This window comes from Winogradskyella sp. J14-2 (genome assembly GCF_001971725.1).
In the GTDB taxonomy this organism is placed as follows: domain Bacteria; phylum Bacteroidota; class Bacteroidia; order Flavobacteriales; family Flavobacteriaceae; genus Winogradskyella.
The window spans coordinates 1,412,919-1,434,510 of record NZ_CP019388.1 but is presented as its reverse complement, the minus strand read 5'-3'; the positions used below and the strand labels follow the sequence as shown (position 1 = coordinate 1,434,510).

Below are 21,592 nucleotides of genomic sequence, written 5' to 3'. Positions count from 1 at the left end.
TTATAGATTAAAAATTAAATCCGGCTTTAAAGCCAATACTTCTTGTGGTTGCGTAGCTCATATCCTCTACGCCACTAACAAATCCATTGTCCTGTACGGCAAGTTGTTCTGGGTCAAAATGTGGATTTTCGGTAATGGCAAACAAGTTGTTTCCCACTAAGGAAAGACTAATGTCCATTCCATCTTTTAGGCCCAAAAAGCCATTTTTTGTGCTAAATGAATATCCGATAGACATTTGTCTTAACTTTAAAAAAGACGCATCGTAGATGTTGTTTTCTTCGTGATTGCGGTCATAAAATTGTCTGTAATAGCTCTCGGCAGAAATTGCAACCGTATTGGGCTGACCAGTATTAACATTAACCCCTTGTGCTACGATGCCATTTTCTGGTCTAAAACCAGTTTCGGCAAGTTGGCCGCCAACATTTCCTAGAGCTCTTGTACGCGATACAATTTCGCCACCTTGTCGCCAGTCTAAAAGAAAACTCAGATTCCAGTTTTTGTAAGTGAAATTGTTGTTCCAACCCAACGTGAAATCTGGATTGTAGTTACCCAATTTCTTAAGGTTGTTGTCTGCAATAAAGTTGCCATTATCATCTATTAAAAACTCGCCGTTTTCATTTCTTTGATAACCTGTGCCATAAAAATCACCAATCCGCCCACCTTCTTCAACTTGAAACCAAACCGTTTGGTTGGCACTATCGTAGATTCTACTATAAGCCAAGGTTAGTCTTCCATCGGCTTGCGGTAAATCTTTAATAACCGCTCTGTTAGTAGCAAAATTGAAGGTGCTATTCCAAGTGAAATTTTCATTTTGTAAAGGGGTTGTACCCAAGATGATTTCAATACCTTGTGTGTTTACTTTACCACCATTAACTACTTGTTGGTTGTAGCCTGATGAAATGGCGACAGGTAATGAAATAATTTGATCTGTTGTCGTGGCATTATAATAGGTAAAATCTAAACGCAGTTTGCTGTCAAAAAATCGTAAATCCGTGCCAATTTCGTAAGATGTCGTACGTTCTGGTTTTAAATTAGAATTTGCAATAAAATCTTGATTGCTAAAGGTTGGTTGACTATCAAACGGTGTTTGTGCCACAAAAGCACTAGAGGTCTGATAAGCATTAGTATCGTTACCAACTTGTGCTATACTAGCCCTAAATTTAGCAAATGATATAGCTTTAGGTAGATCTAAAACATTAGAAAGAATTACACTAGAAGATACAGATGGATAAAAGAAAGAACTATTATCTGCCGAAAAAGGGGTAGCCAATGCACTAGACCAATCATTTCTTCCTGTAATATCTAGGAATAAAAAGTCTTTATATCCTAACTTGGCGATACCATAGAGAGAATTGATACGTTTTTCACTTTTAAATTGAAAGACTTCAATAGGTGAAGCAGCATTATTCAAATTAAAAATACCAGGCTGAGCCAAACTTACGGTCTGCGATTGTCTGTTTGAAGCCGTTTGATTCAATCGGTTACCACCAAAATAGAGATCGACTGAAAAATCACTGAAGTTGTTTTTGTAATTGAATAAAAAGTCGGTATTCACCTCTCTAAATTCAACATCGTGTTCTGCATAAGCACCATTTTGAAAACGATTACTACTGTAGGCACGTCGTAGTTCCCGTTTCTCGGTACTATAATCTATTCCAGAGCGTAGGGTAAGACTTAAGTTTGATGTAATGTGTTGTTTAAAAGACACGTTTCCAAAAATTCTATCACGATTAAATGAATTGGTATTTTCGTTAAGGATGAAGTAGGGATTGTCAAAAAAAGTGTAGTTAAACGAATATTGCTGAAGATCTCTTAAGCCAGGTTGCCAGTAGTCTCTAAGGCTATTAATGTTTAAAGATCGTGGTCCCCAAGCTACTAAAGAATAGTTAACGTTTTCACTTCCATAGCCATTAGAAGGTCTGTTGTCACTACTGGAATTTATATAACTGATAGCCGCTTTAAACTCGGTGTTGTCACTTGGTTTAAAATTGAGTTTGGCATTGACGGTTTGGCGATCTAAGTTAACACCAGGTATAATGGCTTCGCTTCTTAAATCCGTAAACGATAATCTATAATTACCGGTATTAAATCCGTTGGAAATAGAAAGATTGTTGATGGTTGTAATTCCGGTTTCGTAGAAATCTTTAAGGTTATCAGGATTTGAAACAAAGGGTGTCGGTGTAATTTCTAAACCAGAATATACCGATGTGTCACCACCTCTTACAATAGTACCATTGGCGAGCTCTACAGGGCTATCAAACTGAGGAATCAATAACCCAACATCCAATCGTGGTCCCCAAGAATAGGTAATATTATCATTAATACCACCACCAAGGCCATCAACATATTCAAACTGACCAGAATTTCCTTGTCCGTAGGCATTTTGAAACTCTGGCAATTTAAACGCTGTATCTACAAAAATGGATGTGTTGTAACTAATACCAAGTCCTTTGGCATTAGTGCCGTTTTTAGTTTCAATAACAATAACACCATTTGAAGCTCTTGTGCCATAAAGTGCAGCAGCACTTGGCCCTTTTAAAACGGTAAGTGAGGCAATGTCATCTGGATTAACTTCCATAGCACCATTTCCAAAATCAATTTCTTGAAAACCAGCTGCTGCTTCATTTGTAAAATTGAAAACAGTTTCGTTATTTATTGGTACACCGTCTACAACAAAAAGCGGATTGTTGTTAGAAAAGGATGCTTCGCCTCTAATAGTAATTTTAGACGAAGAGCCAACGCCTGTTGCACCTTGTGTTACGGTAACACCTGCAAGCTTTCCTTGTAAGTTGTCTAAAAAATTAACGGTTTTTACTTCGGTGAGTTTTTCAGAATCTATAGCTTGTACGGCATAACCCAGCTCTCTGGTATCGCGTTCTAGCCCTAAAGCAGTAATCACAACTTCGTTTAGAGCAGAGGCATCTTCAATAAGCGTAACATTGATTGTGGTTTGTTCACCTATGAGAATAATTTCGGTTTTATAACCTAAAAACGAGTAGGTGAGTTGGTCTTGTTGGCTGTTTACGACAATGCTATAAAATCCATCATCATCGGTTGTTGTACCCTTTCCGTTTGAGGTTGTAATATTTACAAACGGAATAGGTTCCTTGGTTTTAGCATCGGTAACTTTGCCAGAAACGCTAATTTGTGCGTTACCAAAAATGCATAACATAACAATTATGCAAGTGTAAATGTACTTCATATCTTTCCACTTAGAGTGGCGTGTTTATAAGGGTTATTTATTGATTTTGCAGGATTAACAGTTTGTAATCCTATTAAATATGAAGTAAAAAAGGAGAACCTTTGTTGAAAAGGTAACTTATGCAATGGATTTTGTAAACCGTTCTGTTGGGCGTGATAAAGTGTTTTGAAAATGCTGTAAGCTTACTTAATAAGCTTTTTAGGAATTTGTTTAGAAATCTAGACGATTTTAGTACAGCATCAATATCGGCTGAAGCGTCTATATCTGTCAGTGTTTCTAGAAATGAAAAATTAAGATTTTTAGAGGCTAAAACATCGATAAAACTTTGTTTTAACCGTTTGGTTTCCCAAGGCAAACTTGCAAATTCTTCTTTATTAAAATCTCTTTGTTGAAATCCCATTAAATAAAAACCTCCATCTGTAGAAGGTCCTAAAACATGGGATTTGTTTTCAAGATGTTTTTCAGCTTTATTTAGAATTTTAGTGTTAAGGTTTGGTATGTCATTACCAATTGTAATGATGTTTTGGTATCCTTTTTCAAAAACGGAGGCAATTGCGTTTGAAAAACGCTCACCAAAGCTAAAACCGATTTGTTGATCTTCACTAAAATGAAAAAACGGTAACCCTGTTTTTTTTACAACTTCAAGGGTTTTGGTATCAATAATATTGAAAAACTCATAGTCAGAAATTCTTTTGGAATGAAGTGTTTTCTTGCCAGAGTTAGCAAAAATTAATATGGCCGTTTGTTTATTCATTTGCAACTAAGCTACACTACCTTGACAACTACTGCCTGCACCAGCCGTACAGCCATAACAATGTTGTGAAATCACAATATTTCTGCCTTCCAAAAGGCCTTCATTATATTCTGAAATATGTTTTACTTTGCTATTAACGGGTAAATCTAACATTTGGTTAAAATCACAGTCATATAAGTAACCATCCCAGCTCACCGAAAGTGTGTTGGTGCACATTACGTTGGCAACTGCGGCGGGATTGTAAGCCTCTACAAGCTGATACATATAATCTTCGTAATTTTCTGAAGCAATTAAATAATCTAAAAACCTAGCAATTGGCAAGTTTGTAATTGCAAAAAGATTATGAAAATGAATACCAAAATCTTCCATCAATGCCTTTTTGAAATCCTTTTCCATAGAGGCTTGGTCACTTGGCAAAAATGCACCAGACGGATTATACACCAAATCCAATCTTAAATCACTGTCTGGCATTCCGTAGCCAACAGCATTTAATTCTTGCAAGGCTTTTATAGACTTATCAAAAACACCATTACCTCTTTGTTTGTCGGTTTTTCCGCGTGTCCAGTGTGGCATTGAGCTCACGACGTGTACATTATGCTTTTTAAAAAATTCTGGCAAGTCGTAATATTTTTTATTGGCTCTAATTATCGTAAGGTTAGAGCGCACAATAAAATCTTTGATACCTGCTTTTGAAGCCTCTTCTACAAACCATCTAAAATCTGGATTCATTTCTGGTGCGCCACCCGTTAAGTCCAACGTATGTGCTTCTGTGTTTTTGATAACCTCTAAGCATTGTTGCATCGTTTCTCTGGTCATTATTTCCTTTCGGTCGGGACCTGCGTCAACGTGGCAATGCTCGCAAACCTGATTGCACATATAGCCAACGTTGATTTGTAAAATTTCGAGCTTCTTAGCTTTTAACGGAAACTGATTGGTTTCGGCAATTTTATCTTTAAAGGTGGGTAGTTCTCCATTTTTAAAAATTCCATTAGATAAAATTTCGAGTTGCTTTTTGCTTTTTGCTAAATCACTTTCGCGTTTTTTTAAGGAGTTTATTGCCATTAATAATGTGTCTTTTTTATATTTACGAGAATTAGTTTCAGTTAGTTTTATTTTTTTGAATTATTAGTGGTTAACCGTCTAGTTTATTGACTTTATTCATCATTTGTACACCGTGCACAAGCGTTGCACCACTTTTAATTGCTGCACCAACATGGATAGCTTCCATCATTTCTTCTTTGGTTACACCGCGTTGCAGTCCGTCTTTTGTATAAGCATCGATACAATAAGGGCATTGTTCTGTATGAGCAACAGCCAATGCAATTAATGATTTTTCGCGAGCCGTTAATGCGCCTTCCTCAAAGACTTTTCCGTAGTATTCAAAAAATTTATTACCGAGTTCTTCGTTCCATTCGGTGATGTTTCCAAATTTTCTAAGGTCTGCTGGGTCGTAATATGTTTTAGACATAAATATTTGTTTAAGGATTGTATAAAAAATCAAGATAATACTTTATGTCGAGTTTAAATCTTAATGATTACACAAAACCTGAATAAATCACTTAGAATTTTTATTTACTTTTTAAAATGTGTCTGATCATCAATCTAATAAATTCTCTTATCTTCTTTTTTAGACCATTCTTTAAAGGGCTCTAAGGCAATTTCTCTAGCAAGTTGTTGAAAAGGAATGCTACGCTCATTGTATGGCAATGGAATTTCTTTATAGATATAGGCGTCGTCAAAGCCTATGTTTGCAGCATCATTTTGACTGCTGCCGTAATACACCTTTTCTGGTCTCGCCCAGTAGATGGCACCTAAGCACATTGGGCAAGGTTCGCAAGAAGTATAAACGGTACATCCTTCTAATTGAAATGAACCTAAATTTTTGCAGGCATCTCTAATTGCTGTAATTTCGGCATGAGCAGTAGGGTCGTTGGTTGAGGTTACTTTATTGTTGCCTCTACCTACTATTCTGCCATCTTTAACAATAACACACCCAAAAGGGCCACCTTCATTATTGTTCATCCCTTTTAAAGCCGCATTTACGGCTTCTAACATAAATTTCTCTTTTTCAGTCATAGTAAAAAATCAACATTATTATTCAATTTGTAAAAATAAGTAGCCATACCTTTAATAACGATTATTTAATCGCTAAATATTGTTAATTGCTTTAGGTTTAGGTCTAAAAACAATATCTTTAAGATTCAAAAGAAATTAAGAACAAAGCGATTTTAAAACTTAAATTTTTTCATGCATACGGAACCAAAATTAGCACGCTTTAATCAAAATGTGTTGTCTAAATATCAGATATATAATAGCATATTTATGACGCTGCCTTTTGATACATTGTCTAAAACAGTGGCCTTGTTGCCATTATTCTATGAAACTTGTAAAATGGGTTTTGAAGAAAAAAATGATCCTTCAACCATAGTAAATACCTTTTTTGAGAAATACCAAAGTCAGTTGAGTGAAAAAGAACAGATAGATTTATTGTTTCGTTTTATTCAATATATAGAGCGGCAAGTTGTATTGTTTGATGCTGTTGAAGACGCTGCTTTTTCTATTGTTAATAACATGGAGGGTGTTGGGTCTTTAAGAAGTTTAAAAGAAAATGCCACTGCACAACACAAGAAACAACTTTTAAAGGAATATCTAGAAACCTTTAACGTACGTATTGTTTTAACAGCGCACCCAACACAGTTTTATCCTGGGGCAGTCTTAGGCATTATTACAGATTTAGCTAAAGCTATTAAAACAGATAATTTAACCGAAATAAGTGATCTGCTAGGGCAGTTAGGAAAAACACCATTCTTTAAAGATCACAAACCAACTCCATATGACGAAGCAGTAAATTTAATCTGGTATTTAAAAAATGTATTTTACCATTCTTTTGGTAGTATTTACGATTATGTACAACAAAATATTTTTGATTATGAAGCGATAAATAATCCCATTGTAAACATTGGTTTTTGGCCAGGAGGTGATAGAGATGGAAATCCTTTTGTTACACCAGAAATCACATTAAATGTTGCTAAAAAACTAAAGGAATCTATTATAAAAAACTACATCAAAGATGTAAAGTACCTTAGAAGGCGTCTAACATTTAGAGGTATAAGAGAGCACATTATAGACATAAACCACAAGTTATACAATACGCTGCTTTACAGGGAAAACCAAATCTCATTAGAGGAGCTAAAATCTGGTTTAAATGCAATAAGAACGCGATTAATCGAAGATCATCAATCATTGTACTTAGACCAAGTAACCTCATTAATTAACAAATTAACCTTATTTGGTTATCATTTTGCGAGTTTGGATATAAGACAAGATAGTCGTGTGCATGATAAAATGTTTAGATCATTAGTAGGTGAATTGATAGACAATGGCAGTGAATTGTTTCCAAAGAATTTCTTTGAATTACCTGAGGAGGACCAAAAATTGCATTTGGCCGCAATTAATGGTTCTATAGGCGATCTAGAATTTAAAGAAGAACTTTCTCAAGATATCGTAGAAACCATTAGAGCTATGAAGTCTATACAAGAGACTAATGGTGAAATAGCATGTAGTCGTTACATTATTAGTAATAATCAAACCACAATGAATGTGTTACAGTTGTTTGCTATGCTAAAAATTGTAGCATTTAATGATAATTTAACCGCTGATGTAGTGCCGCTTTTTGAGACTGTGACTGATTTAATTGCTGCACCAAAAGTAATGGAGGATTTGTACACCAATCCTCATTACCGCGCACATTTAGAAAATAGAAATAACAAACAAACCATAATGCTAGGGTTTAGTGATGGTACCAAAGATGGTGGTTATCTTATGGCTAACTGGGCAATTTTTAAGGCTAAGGAAGCTTTAACAACGTTGTCTAGACAGTATGATATCGATGTTATTTTCTTTGATGGTAGAGGTGGGCCACCTGCGCGTGGAGGCGGAAAAACACATCAGTTTTATGCATCTTTAGGGCCAACTATTGAGGATAAAGAAATTCAATTGACCATTCAAGGGCAGACGATTAGTTCTAACTTCGGAACTTTAGATTCTTCACAATACAATATGGAGCAGCTTATAAGTTCTGGTATTATGAATCGCCTTAATGATAAGAATACTGAAATGGCTCCAGAAGATAAAGCGGTTATGAACCACTTAGCTGAGTTAAGTTATCAAGCCTATGTAGATTTTAAAGGACATCCTAAATTTTTGTCTTACTTAGAGCATATGAGTACATTAAAGTATTATGCTAAGACAAATATTGGTAGTCGACCTTCAAAGCGAGGTAAGTCTGAAGGGTTAGATTTTAATGATCTTAGAGCCATCCCTTTTGTGGGTTCTTGGAGTCAGTTAAAACAAAATGTACCTGGATTCTTTGGTGTTGGTACAGCTTTAAAGCATTATGAAGATAAGGATGAGTTTGAAAAAGTTCAGCATTTGTATAAAGAATCACGATTCTTTAGAACCTTAATTGCTAATAGTATGATGTCTTTGTCTAAGTCGTTCTTTGACTTAACGCGTTATATGGCTGATGATCCTGAATATGGTGAGTTCTGGAAATTGATTTACAAAGAATACGAAACAACAAAACGTCTTATTTTAAAACTTACAGGTTTTAATGAATTAATGGAAAATGAACCTGTAGCAAAAGCTTCAATTGCTGTTAGAGAATCTATAGTGCTGCCCTTGTTAACGATTCAGCAATATGCATTAAAGAAAATGCAGGAATTAAAACGTGCTGATAAAAAAGATCTTGATAAGATTGAGGTTTTTGAAAAGATGGTAACAAGATCTTTATTTGGTAATATTAATGCTAGTAGAAATTCTGCTTAAAAAAGCAGTCAGAAAAATTTATAAAACAAAACACCCTCTAAAATTAATTAGAGGGTGTTTTTTAAAATTTAAATTAAAACAGGTTATATATAACGATTAATGTTCGTTCAATCTGAAGTCTGGGTAAGCATCCATGCCATGCTCATGTGCATCAAGACCTTCTAATTCTTCAAGTTCAGAAACTCTAATACCTACAGTTTTCTTTAACGTAAAAATGATTAAAAATGAAGACGTAAGGCAGATGGCAGCATAAGCCAATACACCATAAAGTTGAGGCAAAAATGATAGTTCGTTAGCGGCTTCTAATGCAGAAGCTACCACATTGCCATTCGTATTTAAAAATTCACCAGTATCATTAGTTAATGGTTTAAAACCAAAAATCCCTACTGCTAAAGTTCCCCAAATACCGCATACAAGATGTACAGCTATAGCTCCAACTGGGTCATCCAGTTTAAGTTTGTCAATAAAACTAACAGCTAGTACAATAATAATTCCTGAGACAGCACCAATTATAATAGCATCTGTAGGACTCATAACATCGGCTCCTGCGGTAATACCAACTAATCCACCAAGTATACCATTTAAAAACATGGTAAGGTCAAGATTTTTAAACATAATTGTAGAGGTCATCGCTGAAAAAACTCCGCCAGCCGCAGCAGCAAGGCAGGTGGTTACTAAAGTTAATGATGTCGCTTCTGGATTTGCAGAAAGTACAGAGCCACCATTAAATCCAAACCAGCCTAACCATAGGATTAAAACTCCAGCAGTGGCGATTGGTATATTGTGGCCAGGTATGGCTTGTAGTTTTCCGTCTTTAAATTTTCCGATTCTTGCACCTAATAAACAAACGGCTACTAATGCAGCCCAGCCACCAACAGAGTGCACAAGTGTTGAGCCTGCAAAGTCATAGAAACCAAGTTTGTCTAAAAATCCGCCTCCCCATTTCCAAGAGCCAGCTATAGGGTAAATTAGTCCTACATATAAAACTGCAAAAACCATAAATGGACCAATTTTAATGCGTTCTGCAACGGCGCCAGAAACTATAGTAGCCGCGGTTGCTGCAAACATACCTTGAAATAAAAAGTCTGTCCAAAACGTGTAGCCTTCATTGTAGGTTAAGTCTAAAGTGCCAGAATCTGTCAATGGAGCATCTAACCCAAATCCAGAGAATCCTATGTAACCGTTAAACTCACCAGGATACATAAGGTTGAAACCTATAACGTAATAAAGTAAAAGACCAGATGTGATGATAAAAATGTTTTTGAATAATATGTTGAGAGTGTTTTTTTGACGTGTTAATCCTATTTCTAAAAAAGCAAACCCAAGATGCATAAAGAAAACTAGGGCTGTGCAAATCATCATCCAAACATTGTTTGTAGTAAATAATTCCATTGCTTTAGTTTAAAGTTTGACCACCTTTTTCTCCCGTTCGTATTCTGTAACATTCCTTAATGTCAGATACAAAGATTTTACCGTCACCAACTTCGCCAGTTGAAGCAGATTCTAAGATGGCTTTTATAGTTACTTCTTCAAAATCGTTATTCACTACAATAGATAGGTATCGTCTTTGAATATCACTCGTGCTATATGAAACACCTCTGTAAACATGGCCTTCTTTTTCATTACCAAGACCTGTAACGTCCCAATAAGAGAAGAAATTTACACCTACGTCATGCAGTGCGCTTTTAACAGCCGAAAATTTTGATTTTCTAATAATAGCTTCAACTTTTTTCATTTTATCAATCGATTTTTTAATTCAGAATGGTCTTAGTAGTTATTCAAATTTATATTATTAAACAATACACCCCTATTTTTATAGGGGTGTATTGTTTAAATTTATGATTTTCGGAATTATATACTATTTATTTAATAGGGTATATAATAAATTTATAAAATTTCAGGAATTATTCAATCCTAGTTTTAAAATCAAAGTGATGTATTAAGGTTTTGTCTTTAACTAGGAATTGCTAATATGTTAAATTACAACAAATGATTAATAAATAACCGTAACTAGGAGGATTTAATTTATTGAAGATTTTTATAAACCAAAAACCCAACTCGATGGAGTTGGGTCTTTACTGGTGGTGCCTCCAGGAATCGAACCAGGGACACAAGGATTTTCAGTCCTTTGCTCTACCAACTGAGCTAAGGCACCAATTGCTTAATTAAGCGGATGCAAATATAAATTCATTTTTAGTATTACCAAAAAGAAAATTGTAAAATTTGATTTTATAAATTTGTTCAATATAAAACGCATATGAATCTTATTGTTGATGTAGGTAATACTTTTGTAAAATTAGCTGTTTTTCAAAAAGATGCGCTAATTTACAAAGTTAGTTTTAAAGTTTCGGAGTTTAAAAAGGAATACAAAAAGCTTAAAAAAGATTTTCCGAAATTAAAACAAGCTATACTTTCTTCTGTGGGTAAATTATCTCTAAAGCAAATAGAGTTACTAGAGCAAGATTTAAAAGTTTTGGAATTGAACCATAAGATAAAATTGCCTTTTAAAAACCTATACAAAACACCACAAACACTTGGTGTAGATCGCATAGCCCTTGTGAGCGCGTCGGTAAGTCAATTTCCAAAAAATAAGGTGTTGATTATTGATGCAGGCACTTGTGTAACCTATGATTTTGTAACCGAAATAAATGAGTATCTTGGTGGTGCAATTTCACCTGGCATTAGACTAAGATATAGCGCACTCCATAATTTAACAGCTAACCTCCCGTTATTAGATAAACAACATCCAAAAAGTTTAATTGGTAGATCAACGGAATCTTCAATACACTCTGGCGTAGTTCTGGGTTTGATTAAAGAAATTGATGGTGTTATTGACCAATATAGAGCTGAACACCAAGATTTAACAGTTATTTTAACAGGTGGTGATGCCAATTTTTTGTCAAACCAATTAAAAAATAGCATATTTGCGAATTCAAATTTTCTGCTAGAGGGTTTGAATTACATTCTAGATTTTAATTCAAAATAATGATAAAGAGACTCATTGTAATTTGTATTGCAATTATAAGTTCTTGTGGTTTTGCACAACAAGGAACAGCCTCGCCCTATTCATTTTACGGTATAGGCAGTCTTAAGTTTAAGGGTACTGTAGAAAACCGTAGTATGGGAGGAATCGGTGTTTATTTAGACAGTATACATCTTAACTTAAGAAACCCTGCTTCGTATGTTGGTAAAAACGTAGACGCTTACCCTTATGATGGTGAGAGTAGGCCTGTAAAGTTTGCGGTTGCAGGTACTTCATCTAACGTAACCTTAAAGAGCGACTCTGGTGAAGCCGAGGGCAACAGTGCTATTTTTGATTATATTGCGTTATCTGTACCTATTGGTAAATTTGGATTTGGATTTGGTTTAATGCCATATACCTCGGTTGGATATAAGCTCGATGATATAAATAATAATGATGCTATTGTTAATCGTTTTAGAGGTGAGGGTGGTGTAAATAGAGTTTTTGCTGGATTTGGCTACCAGATTTCAAAGAAATTAAGTGCAGGCGTTGATATTAATTACAACTTTGGTAATGTGCAGAATTCTGCAATCGAGTTTGCTTACACAGATGATGGAGATTTGGTAGAGTTGCAAACTAGAGAAGACAGTAGATCTGATTTAAGCGGTCTAAATCTCAATTTTGGATTAGCTTACAAAACAAAGCTATCCGAAAAGTTAGAACTTTCTGCTACCGCAACTTTTGCCCCAGAAAGCAAACTGTCTTCAGATAATACACGTGCAATTTCTACAATAGATGTAACTGCAACAGGAACAGAAACAGTTTTAAACACAGTAGATATTGATTTAGAAAGTCAAAATTTAAGAAATACAGATTTAACACTTCCTTCTCGTTGGTCTATTGGTACCGGCTTAGGTAAGCCTCAATCTTGGTTTATTGGTGCTGAGTACACGCACCAAAACACAAGTCGTTTTTCTAACCCTTTTTATAGCAACGATGTTTCTACTTTTGAGAACGCATCTCAGGTGTCTCTAGGTGGTTTTTATATTCCTGATTTTGATGCGTTTACAGGGTACTTTAAACGTGTGGTTTATAGAGCAGGAATAAACTTTGCTAATACAGGGTTGGTAGTAAAAAACGAATCGATTAAAGAGTTTGGCATATCTTTTGGTCTAGGATTACCAGTTGGTCAAAGATCGCGCGATCCTTTCTCGAATTTAAACCTAGGTCTTGAAATCGGAAAACGTGGAACAACTAACAATAATTTAATCCAAGAGAATTTTATAAACTTCAATGTAAGTTTATCTTTAAACTCTAGATGGTTTAGACAAAAGAAGTACAACTAACAATAAAAATAAAATGAAGACTAGAATTACTATACTATTAGCAGCTATTTTTGTAAGCTTCAGTATTGGTTTTGCTCAGCAAGATGAAGAGTGTATGAACAATCTATCAATTTTTGATAGTTATGTAAAAACAAAAAAATATGACGATGCTTACGAGCCATGGAAAATTGTTCGAAATAAATGCCCAAAATTTAATAGAGCGATCTATGTACATGGTGAAAAAATATTAATGCACAAGATTGAAAATACAACAGGAGCAGAGCAAGTAGGGCACATCAATGATTTAATGTTGCTTTACGATCAAAGCAGAGTGAATTTTCCATCAAAATATGATGAAGGCGAAGTTTTAGTTGATAAAGCCAATCTGGCATACAAGTATAAAGATGAGCTTAACAAAACAGACGAGCAGTTGTATAACATGTTTGATAGTGCTTACGTAAAAGATGCCAAAAATTTTACGAGCGCCAAAGGGCTTTACACATATTTTTCTCTAGCAGTAGATTTATTTGATGCAGGTAAGAAACCAGCGCAAGAAATGTTTGATAAATATGATGATGTTAATGAGTTAATCGAAAATTTAATTGCCGGATATACTACAAAACTCAACACCTATGCAGCAAAAGAAGAAGCTGGTACTTTAACAAAAAAAGAAGCTAAATACAAGTCTAGTTATGAGTCTAATATTGAAGCTTTTGAAAATCAGATTTTAGGAAGCATGGATAAAAAGCTGGGTGATAGAGCTAACTGTGAAGTATTGATTCCTCTATATGAAAAAAATTACGAAGATAATAAAAATGACGGTGTTTGGTTACAGAGAGCTATGAACCGTATGTACGCTAAAGGCTGTAAAGAAGAACCATTATTCTTAAAGCTGGTGCAGCAGAAGAATAGTATTGAACCAAGTGCAGATACATCTTACTATTTGTATCTACTAACAGGCGAGCAAAAATATTTTGATCAGACTTTAGAATTAGAATCAGATCCGTTAAAAAAAGCAAGACTGTACAAGAAACTAGCTAATGAATTAAAATCTAAAGGTAGTTACAGCCAAGCAAGACAATACTATATGGAATCTATGAAGTTAAACCCATCTGATGGATCACCTTACTTATCTATTGCGGCAATGTACGCAAAGAGTGCTAATAACTGTGGCGACTCTAACTTTAATAAAAGAGCAGTATTTTGGTTAGCAGCTTTAGAAGCAGAAAAAGCAGGTAGAGTAGATGGTCGTTTAAAATCTGCAGCAGCAAAAACTGCCGCAAGCTACAGAGCCAGCGCACCTTCAAAATCCGATATTTTTACAGAGGGTAATGCAGGACAAACTATTAGAGTTGGTTGCTGGATTGGGCGTTCTGTAACAGTACCAAATATTTAATGAAGTTAAGATTTTTACATATTACAACAAACTTAGTCACAGTATTAACTGTGACTTTGTTTTTTTCATGTGAAAACGATTTTGACGAGGTTCAGAAAGTTGGTGTATTACAAAACCAGCCTATTGGTGAGGCAGAAAATATAGATCTAAAATATACCGAGTTTATCGAAGATTCTGTAAGATTAAAAGCAAATTTGCTCAGCCCAAAAATGCTCGATTATTCAAATCGAGATTTTGCGTTCTCAGAGTTTCCAGATGGTATTGTGCTTAAGGTCTACGATACAGAAGGCAAAATAACAACAATAACTTCTCGCTACGCTATTTTTTTTAAAGATACGGATATTATAGACCTAAGAGGAAATGTTACCATTACTACACACCAAAACGAAAAGCTCGTAACAGATCAATTATTCTACAACGAAAAGTTAGAATGGGTTTTTACCAATGAGCCGTGGGTATTTACCAAAATAGATGGTCCTAAACATGGTATAGGTTTTGATTCTGATAAGGACTTTAAGAAATTTCAAATGTTAGAAATGGGAGGAGATTTTGAATTTGATAATTAACTATCTTTGCACCTAATCTTACTTAGATATTTAACACATGAAACTTCTTAAAATATTTCAATACGCTTACATCATATTTGCTGTTTTATTTCTTTGGGATGCTATTGCAAACTGGTCGGTAGACAGAAACAGAGCTTATATGTCGCTCTTTTTTGTTGCCTTGGCAATATTTATGTTCTTTTTTAGAAAGCGTTTCGCTAGCAAATTTAATGACAGAAACAAAGACTAAACTATGACTCTAGATGTAGTCATAATCATAGTTACACTTATACTTTCAGCTTTTTTTTCTGGGATGGAGATAGCTTATGTGTCTTCAAACAAAATACATATAGAGCTCGAGAAAAAGCAAGAAGATTTTTTAGGAAAAATACTAACCAAGTTAACAGCTAAGCCATCAAAATATATTGCCACTATGCTAATTGGCAATAATATAGCGTTGGTTATTTATGGACTAAAAATGGGCGATGTATTAGTGAGGTGGTTTCAGTCCATATTGCCTTCTAGTAGTATGCTCTTAAACTATGTTTTTAACGATTTACAGTTACTCAGTCAAACCATAATATCAACCTTCGTCATTTTGGTCACAGCCGAGTTTCTTCCTAAAGTATTTTTTCAGATTTATGCCAATACCTTAATGAAGGTTTTGGCATTGCCAACCTATATCTTTTATTTAATTTTTAGTTGGATTTCTGACTTTGTACTTTGGATTTCTGATGCGGTTTTAAAACATGTTTTTAAGGCTAAAGGAGAGGATGTTGTATTGGCAATGACCAAAGTAGAGCTTGGTAATTACATAAGTGAGCAAATGGAGTCCGTAGAAGATCATGAAGAGGTAGATAGTGAGATTCAAATTTTTCAAAATGCATTAGAGTTTTCAGACGTTAAGGCAAGGGAAGTGATGGTGCCGCGTACTGAAATTTCTGCTGTAGATATTTCGGAATCTATAGAGAATTTATCACAGCTATTTATAGAAACAGGACGAACAAAAATCATCGTCTACAAAGATAACATAGATGATATTCTAGGCTACGTGCATGCTTTTGAATTGTTTAAAAAGCCCAAGGATATTAAGTCTATAATTATCCCAGTAAGCTTTGTTCCAGAGACTATACTTATAAAAGATGTGCTCAATATTTTAACAAAAAAGCGGCAAAGTATCGCAGTTGTTATTGATGAATATGGTGGTACTTCTGGCCTTATGTCCGTAGAAGACATCGTCGAAGAATTATTTGGTGAGATTGAAGATGAGCATGATACTCTAGAAATGACAGAAGAACAAATAGATGATAACACCTACAGGTTTTCCGCAAGGTTAGAAGTAGATTATATAAATGAAACTTATAAATTAGACCTTCCTGAAAGTGAGACCTATGAAACTTTAGGCGGCCTAATTGTTGATGAAACCGAAGGTATACCTGAAAAAAACGAAGACATTTTAGTGAAAAATTTTAAGTTCACCATCGAGGAAGTGTCCTCCACAAAAATAGATATTGTAAGGCTTAAAATCCTAGATGTAGATTAAAGACTACAGCGGCTTACAAAAACTATACTTCTCCTTTTATTATTTACTAGAAAATACTATTTTCGCAGACTTATTTATACGAAAAAATAAACAGATGGCGATTTTAAATAAAATTAGACAGCGTTCACTAATTTTAATATTAGTAATAGCATTAGCATTGTTTGCTTTTGTTATACAAGGTGTAATTGATAACCCAAATGCATTCTCAAACTCTCAAGGTGTTGTCGCAACAGTTAATGGAACTGATATAGACAGAAATGATTTTCAGCAAAAAGTTAAGAACTATCAAGACAGAGCAGGTGGCAGAATTTCGTCCACTCAGGCAGTAAATGCTATTTACAACCAAGAGTTGCGCAAAATTATATTAAATGAAGAGTACGAGGCGCTTGGATTATCTGTAGAAAAAGATGAAATGCGCGATTTGTTAAAAAATAGCTTTCAGTCTTACCCAGAGTTTCAGGACGAAAACGGAAATTTTGATGTGAACCGCCTAAATGCTTTCATTAGTAACTTAAAAGATATTAGCCCAGATTCTGCACCATTAACTTCTGCAGGACAGTCATTCAATATCAATTACGATATCTGGACAAATAACGAGCAATCTATTGCAACGAATGCGCTTCAGCAAACGTATTACAATATGATTAAAGCTGGTGTAAGTACCACCATAGCTGAAGCAAAAGATGAGTATTTAGCTGATGCAAAAAATGTAGATATTCGCTTTGTTCAAATCCCTTACACAACTATTGCAGACAGTTTGGTGCAAGTGTCTAAGTCTGATATTAAGGCTTACATAAAAGAACATGAAGAACAATTTAAAGCAGACGCAAGCCGAGAAGTCGTTTATGTAGAATTTAAGGAGGAAGCATCTAAAGAAGACGAAGATGCTATAAAGGCTTCACTTTTAAAATTAAAAAGTGATCAACCTTTATATAACGAGAGTAGTGGAAACACGGATACTATTCCTGGTTTTGACAGTGTTACTGATGTTGCTGAATTCATAAATTCTAATTCAGATATTAAGTTTAATGATACATTTTTAAGAACAGCTCAGATTCCCGCTGTAGCAAAAGATAGTATAATAAAGTTAGAAGTAGGAGAGTATTATGGACCTTACAGAGATGGTGAGTATTTTAAACTTTCAAAAATGCTTGCTAAAAAGCAAATGCCAGATACGGTAAAAGTAAGGCACATTTTAATACCGTATGCTGGTGGTCAGAGAGCTGATGCCTCTGTTACTAAAACACCAGAAGAAGCTAAGAAAACTGCAGATAGTATACTAGCTAAAATTAAAGGTGGTACTAAATTTTTAGATTTATTAGACTTATCATCAGATAAAGTGAGTAATGAAGACGATGGTGAAATAGAATTTGCGTACAATGCAGGTATGGCACCAGAATTTAAAGCCTTTGCTTTTGATAACAAGAAAGGTGATATTGATGTTGTTGGTACCTCCTTTGGTTACCATATTATTGAAATCTTAGAACAAAAAAGTTTTAATAATGCATATAAGATAGGCACTGTAGCCCGAAAAATAGAACCATCTCAAAAAACATTAGACGAGGTATTTAACAAAATGTCTAAGTTTGAAATCGCAGCAAAAGATGGCGATTTTACCGAATTGGCTAAAGAACGTGAGTTGGCTGTAAAACCAATAACGTTTAAAGAATTAGACGAAAATATTCCAGGTTTAGGAAGTCAGAGACAAGTTGTACGTTGGGCATTTGAAGAAACTACAGATATTGGCGATTACAAAAACTTCCCAATTTCTGGTTTTGGATTTATCGTTGCTAAGTTAGTGGAGAAGAACGAAGAGGGCTTAATGAGTGTTGAAGATGCTTCGGTAACAGCACTTCCTGAAATAAGAAAAGAGAAGAAAGCAAAAATGATCCGTGAGAAGATTAAGGCATCTTCTGTAGATGAAATTGCCAAAAATCAAGGTCAGAGTCCTAAAACAGCTGCCGCTTTAACCTTAAAGAATACTACCCTTGCAGGTGCTGGTGTAGAGCCAAAAGTAATTGGTGCTGCATTTGGGTTAGAGCAAGGTAAAACCTCTAAACCAATTGATGGTGAAAAAGGTGTTTATGTAATTGAAGTTACCAAAGTAACTGAAGCTACTGAGTTAGATAACTACACACCAATAATGAATCGTCTAAATAACACAAGACGCGGTGCTGTGCAAGGAAAAGTGTATCAGGCATTAGAAAAAGCTGCCGATATCGAAGACAATAGAGCGAAAACTGTTTTATAAATTATAGCATAAGTTTTAATATATTTAAAAGGCTTTACATATTTGTAAAGCCTTTTTTATTTCTAATTACTTGCTATTTGTCAAAAAATCTAAAGATCTAATAGTCTAAAACCTATTATTTTACCATTTCAGTGAAAGGAATGATAACATCTAGTCCTTTTGATTTAAAGTAGTTGCTAGGATCACTTTCTGAAGTTGCCAAGATAAAGTCTCCTCCCCAAGCTCCCAAGCTCTTAATAGATCCATTATAATCGTCAAATAGCCTTGATTTAATAGGTGTTTGATTAATTAATTCACCTATTAGTTCTTCATGTTTAGTTATCAGATTTTCAAAAACAGTAAGTTCAGAGCAATTGATAATGCTTTCCGTAAGCGAATTGACTTCACTAATTATGTTACTATTCAATTTATTTAATGCTCTATACGCTTTAATACCGTCTCTGCTATTTTGCTTTTGGTTGAGATAGATAAAGTATAGGTTGTTCTTAAAAGATGGATTAAATTCAACTGCGTTAACAATAGGCGAATTAGTTGGCTTTAACTGAAATGTTATCGGTGTGTCATGTTGGGCACAAGCAATATCGTAACCACTACCGCCAAAAGTTTTTTCTAAAAGTTGATAAGCATTAACATCTGCCCATTGCGCAATATTGTTTATCAATGTAGAGGAGGTTCCAAGACCCCATTTTCTGTTAAACTCTAAATGCGTTGAAATCTTATACCCTTTTTCGTTTTCTAAAAAGTTTGGATTTAGTTGTTGAGCGGCTTTAAGAATCTGTACTAATCGAGTAGAAACATCATTATCATTCTCAATGGTTTTAAGAAGCTCACCATTTTCTAAAGTGAAACTATTCTCAAACCAAACATTATCCTTTTCATCATAGCTCTTCCATGTTAAGGTATTGCTACTGGTTTCTTCAACTTTAAGGCTTTGACCATATTTTGTTGGTATGGCAAATGATTTTGCACCATCTAGCACAACGTATTCACCAGTGATTAATAATTTTCCGTTGCTTTTATAATATAATGTGCTTTCGAGTGCCTCAGGCACCGGTTTGTTCAACTTATTGTTGTCCTCGTATTTTTGATGGCTGAGGCTCTCGAAGCCACCATATTGATTTTTCTTATCTCTATAAGCCAAAGAAAGTTCTGGTAATTTGTCAGAGTTGTTGCTGATTAAAGCTTCTTTTTTTGCTCTACTCCAACCTTGAATTTGTTTCTCTCTGTAAAAAGCATCATCTATTCTTTGAAACTCTTCAATATATTTTAGCGCTACAGGTAGACGCTTTTTTGTATGATTAGCACCTTTACCATCAATGTGTTCTGCAATACGTTTTTCAATATCAATAGTACTACCAGTATAGTAAGAACCATCAGCGCATTCTAATATATAAACGTATCCTTTTGGCATTTATATGACTAATAATGTGACTTCGACTACGCTCAGTCACCAGTTAAAATTAAATTTTCCTTACGTTTTCAATAGCTTCAACAACTGCACTATGTGTTACCACGTTAGTTTTAAAATGCGCTACTATTTTTTCTTTTTCTTCTGAGGTAGCTTCAAACTGATTTAATATGTTCATTAAATGCATCTTCATATGGCCTTCTTGAATACCAGTAGTCGTTAAGGATTTTACAGCTGCAAAATTCTGAGCTAAACCTGCTACAGCAACAATTTGCATTAGGTCTTTTGCAGATGGTTTTTCTAGCATTTCTAAAGCAAACTTAACTAAAGGGTGTAAACTTGTTAAGCCTCCAACTGTTCCTAATGCAAGTGGAATTTCAATCCAAAATTTAAAAGTATCGTTTTCAATAGAACAGTGCGTTAAGCTTTTATATTTTCCATCTTTTGCAGCATAAGCATGTACGCCAGCTTCAACAGCTCTAAAATCGTTACCTGTTGCTAAAACCACAGCATCAATACCGTTCATTATACCTTTGTTGTGTGTTACAGCTCTGTAAGGTTCAATTTCAGCGATGTTAACCGCTTGTTTAAATTTTTCGGCAAATAGGGTTGGGTTTGTTATGTCTTTACTTTTTAAATCAGCGATAGGGCAAGACACTTCAGCTCTAACCAGACAATTAGGTACATAGTTAGAGAGAATACTCATTACGATATTCACATCGTCTTCTAATTGTGCTTGGGCTTCGGCTTTAAAGGTTTTAGCAAATTGTTCTAAACAAGAATTTATAAAGTTGGCACCCATTGCATCTAGTGTTTCAAAGGTAGCATGCAATTGGTAGTAGTGCTCTAAATCTTTGGTTTTATTTTTAAGTTCAATATCTAGAATACCTCCACCACGGCGTTCCATATTTTTAGTGATGGCTTTAGTGTCTTCAATCAGTTTCGGTTTTACAATTTCGAAGAAAGATTGTAGCTTTTCGAAATTACCAGTATACGTAAAATGAACTTGACCAATTTTTTCTGTCGAAATCACTTCAGCCTTAAAACCACCTCTATCTAGCCAAAATTTTGCCGCCTTACTAGCTGCTGCTACCACAGAACTTTCTTCTATTGCCATTGGGATGGTGTAGAGTTTGTTGTTGATTGAGAAATTTGGAGCAACACCAAGAGGTAAATAATAATTAGTAATGGTGTTTTCTATAAACTCATCGTGAAGCTTTTGAAGCTTTTCGTCAGAATTCCAGTACTGTTGTACTAGTTTTCGTGCATGTTCTTTGTTAGAAAAATAAGTGTCTAAAAGCCATTCAATCTTTTCAGCTTTAGATAGTTTAGAGAAGCCAGAAATAGCGGTTGGCATAGTTAAATTGATTTTGAATTGC

17 protein-coding genes and 1 tRNA gene are annotated in these 21,592 nt (G+C 34.7%); 8 read left to right on the top strand and 10 right to left on the bottom strand.

The window, feature by feature from the left end; all coding sequences use genetic code 11:
• Positions 1 to 7: 7 nt before the first annotated feature.
• The 5 genes from BWZ20_RS06650 to BWZ20_RS06630 form a co-directional block, all read right to left on the bottom strand.
• Positions 8 to 3,202: a SusC/RagA family TonB-linked outer membrane protein gene (locus tag BWZ20_RS06650; protein ID WP_076618016.1), complete on the bottom strand. Its 3,195-nt coding sequence runs from the start codon at positions 3,200 to 3,202 to the stop codon at positions 8 to 10.
• 73 nt (positions 3,203 to 3,275) lie between these two features.
• Positions 3,276 to 3,956 carry a DUF2064 domain-containing protein gene (locus tag BWZ20_RS06645; RefSeq protein ID WP_076618013.1) on the bottom strand — a complete coding sequence of 227 codons (681 nt, stop codon included), beginning with the start codon at positions 3,954 to 3,956 and terminating at the stop codon, positions 3,276 to 3,278.
• 6 nt (positions 3,957 to 3,962) lie between these two features.
• On the bottom strand, positions 3,963 to 5,018 hold the full coding sequence (gene arsS, locus BWZ20_RS06640; protein ID WP_076618010.1) for an arsenosugar biosynthesis radical SAM (seleno)protein ArsS: 1,056 nt from the start codon (positions 5,016 to 5,018) through the stop codon (positions 3,963 to 3,965).
• A 70-nt stretch (positions 5,019 to 5,088) separates the two neighbouring features.
• Positions 5,089 to 5,424 (bottom strand): arsenosugar biosynthesis-associated peroxidase-like protein, encoded by a 336-nt coding sequence (locus BWZ20_RS06635; protein WP_076618007.1) that lies wholly within the window; start codon positions 5,422 to 5,424, stop codon positions 5,089 to 5,091.
• A gap of 134 nt (positions 5,425 to 5,558) precedes the next feature.
• A complete protein-coding gene (locus BWZ20_RS06630; protein ID WP_076618005.1) occupies positions 5,559 to 6,032 on the bottom strand; it encodes a nucleoside deaminase in 474 nt (157 codons plus the stop codon).
• Between the two features lie 171 nt (positions 6,033 to 6,203).
• Here BWZ20_RS06630 and BWZ20_RS06625 point away from each other — a divergent pair, with 171 nt between their 5' ends.
• The gene (locus BWZ20_RS06625; RefSeq protein WP_076618002.1) at positions 6,204 to 8,783 is read left to right on the top strand and encodes a phosphoenolpyruvate carboxylase; all 2,580 of its coding nucleotides are present in this window, start codon (positions 6,204 to 6,206) and stop codon (positions 8,781 to 8,783) included.
• Between the two features lie 96 nt (positions 8,784 to 8,879).
• Here BWZ20_RS06625 and BWZ20_RS06620 read toward each other — a convergent pair whose 3' ends face one another.
• The 3 genes from BWZ20_RS06620 to BWZ20_RS06610 all read right to left on the bottom strand — a co-directional run bounded on the left by BWZ20_RS06620 (position 8,880) and on the right by BWZ20_RS06610 (position 10,938).
• Positions 8,880 to 10,175 (bottom strand): ammonium transporter, encoded by a 1,296-nt coding sequence (locus BWZ20_RS06620; RefSeq protein WP_076617998.1) that lies wholly within the window; start codon positions 10,173 to 10,175, stop codon positions 8,880 to 8,882.
• Between the two features lie 4 nt (positions 10,176 to 10,179).
• Positions 10,180 to 10,518 (bottom strand): P-II family nitrogen regulator, encoded by a 339-nt coding sequence (locus BWZ20_RS06615; RefSeq protein ID WP_076617996.1) that lies wholly within the window; start codon positions 10,516 to 10,518, stop codon positions 10,180 to 10,182.
• A 344-nt stretch (positions 10,519 to 10,862) separates the two neighbouring features.
• Positions 10,863 to 10,938 (bottom strand) — tRNA-Phe (locus BWZ20_RS06610).
• Between the two features lie 102 nt (positions 10,939 to 11,040).
• Between BWZ20_RS06610 and BWZ20_RS06605 the strand changes: the two genes are divergently transcribed.
• The 7 genes from BWZ20_RS06605 to BWZ20_RS06575 all read left to right on the top strand — a co-directional run bounded on the left by BWZ20_RS06605 (position 11,041) and on the right by BWZ20_RS06575 (position 18,805).
• Positions 11,041 to 11,769 (top strand): type III pantothenate kinase, encoded by a 729-nt coding sequence (locus BWZ20_RS06605; RefSeq protein ID WP_076617993.1) that lies wholly within the window; start codon positions 11,041 to 11,043, stop codon positions 11,767 to 11,769.
• Positions 11,769 to 13,091 carry a hypothetical protein gene (locus BWZ20_RS06600; protein WP_076617989.1) on the top strand — a complete coding sequence of 441 codons (1,323 nt, stop codon included), beginning with the start codon at positions 11,769 to 11,771 and terminating at the stop codon, positions 13,089 to 13,091. Before BWZ20_RS06605 ends, BWZ20_RS06600 begins: the two co-directional genes overlap by 1 nt.
• A gap of 13 nt (positions 13,092 to 13,104) precedes the next feature.
• On the top strand, positions 13,105 to 14,466 hold the full coding sequence (locus BWZ20_RS06595) for a hypothetical protein (RefSeq protein WP_076617986.1): 1,362 nt from the start codon (positions 13,105 to 13,107) through the stop codon (positions 14,464 to 14,466).
• A complete protein-coding gene (lptC, locus tag BWZ20_RS06590; RefSeq protein ID WP_076617983.1) occupies positions 14,466 to 15,032 on the top strand; it encodes an LPS export ABC transporter periplasmic protein LptC in 567 nt (188 codons plus the stop codon). The genes BWZ20_RS06595 and lptC overlap by 1 nt, the downstream gene beginning before the upstream one ends.
• A 37-nt stretch (positions 15,033 to 15,069) precedes the next feature.
• Positions 15,070 to 15,261: a hypothetical protein gene (locus BWZ20_RS06585; protein ID WP_076617981.1), complete on the top strand. Its 192-nt coding sequence runs from the start codon at positions 15,070 to 15,072 to the stop codon at positions 15,259 to 15,261.
• A gap of 3 nt (positions 15,262 to 15,264) precedes the next feature.
• Positions 15,265 to 16,554, top strand: coding sequence for a hemolysin family protein (locus BWZ20_RS06580; protein WP_076617978.1), 1,290 nt, complete (start codon positions 15,265 to 15,267; stop codon positions 16,552 to 16,554).
• 94 nt (positions 16,555 to 16,648) lie between these two features.
• Positions 16,649 to 18,805: a SurA N-terminal domain-containing protein gene (locus BWZ20_RS06575; RefSeq protein ID WP_076617976.1), complete on the top strand. Its 2,157-nt coding sequence runs from the start codon at positions 16,649 to 16,651 to the stop codon at positions 18,803 to 18,805.
• A 115-nt stretch (positions 18,806 to 18,920) separates the two neighbouring features.
• Here the strand turns inward: BWZ20_RS06575 and BWZ20_RS06570 are convergent, their stop codons facing one another.
• On the bottom strand, positions 18,921 to 20,216 hold the full coding sequence (locus tag BWZ20_RS06570; RefSeq protein ID WP_083677169.1) for a GYDIA family GHMP kinase: 1,296 nt from the start codon (positions 20,214 to 20,216) through the stop codon (positions 18,921 to 18,923).
• 49 nt (positions 20,217 to 20,265) lie between these two features.
• A complete protein-coding gene (locus tag BWZ20_RS06560; RefSeq protein ID WP_076617972.1) occupies positions 20,266 to 21,570 on the bottom strand; it encodes a hydroxymethylglutaryl-CoA reductase, degradative in 1,305 nt (434 codons plus the stop codon).
• Between the last annotated feature and the right edge of the window lie 22 nt (positions 21,571 to 21,592).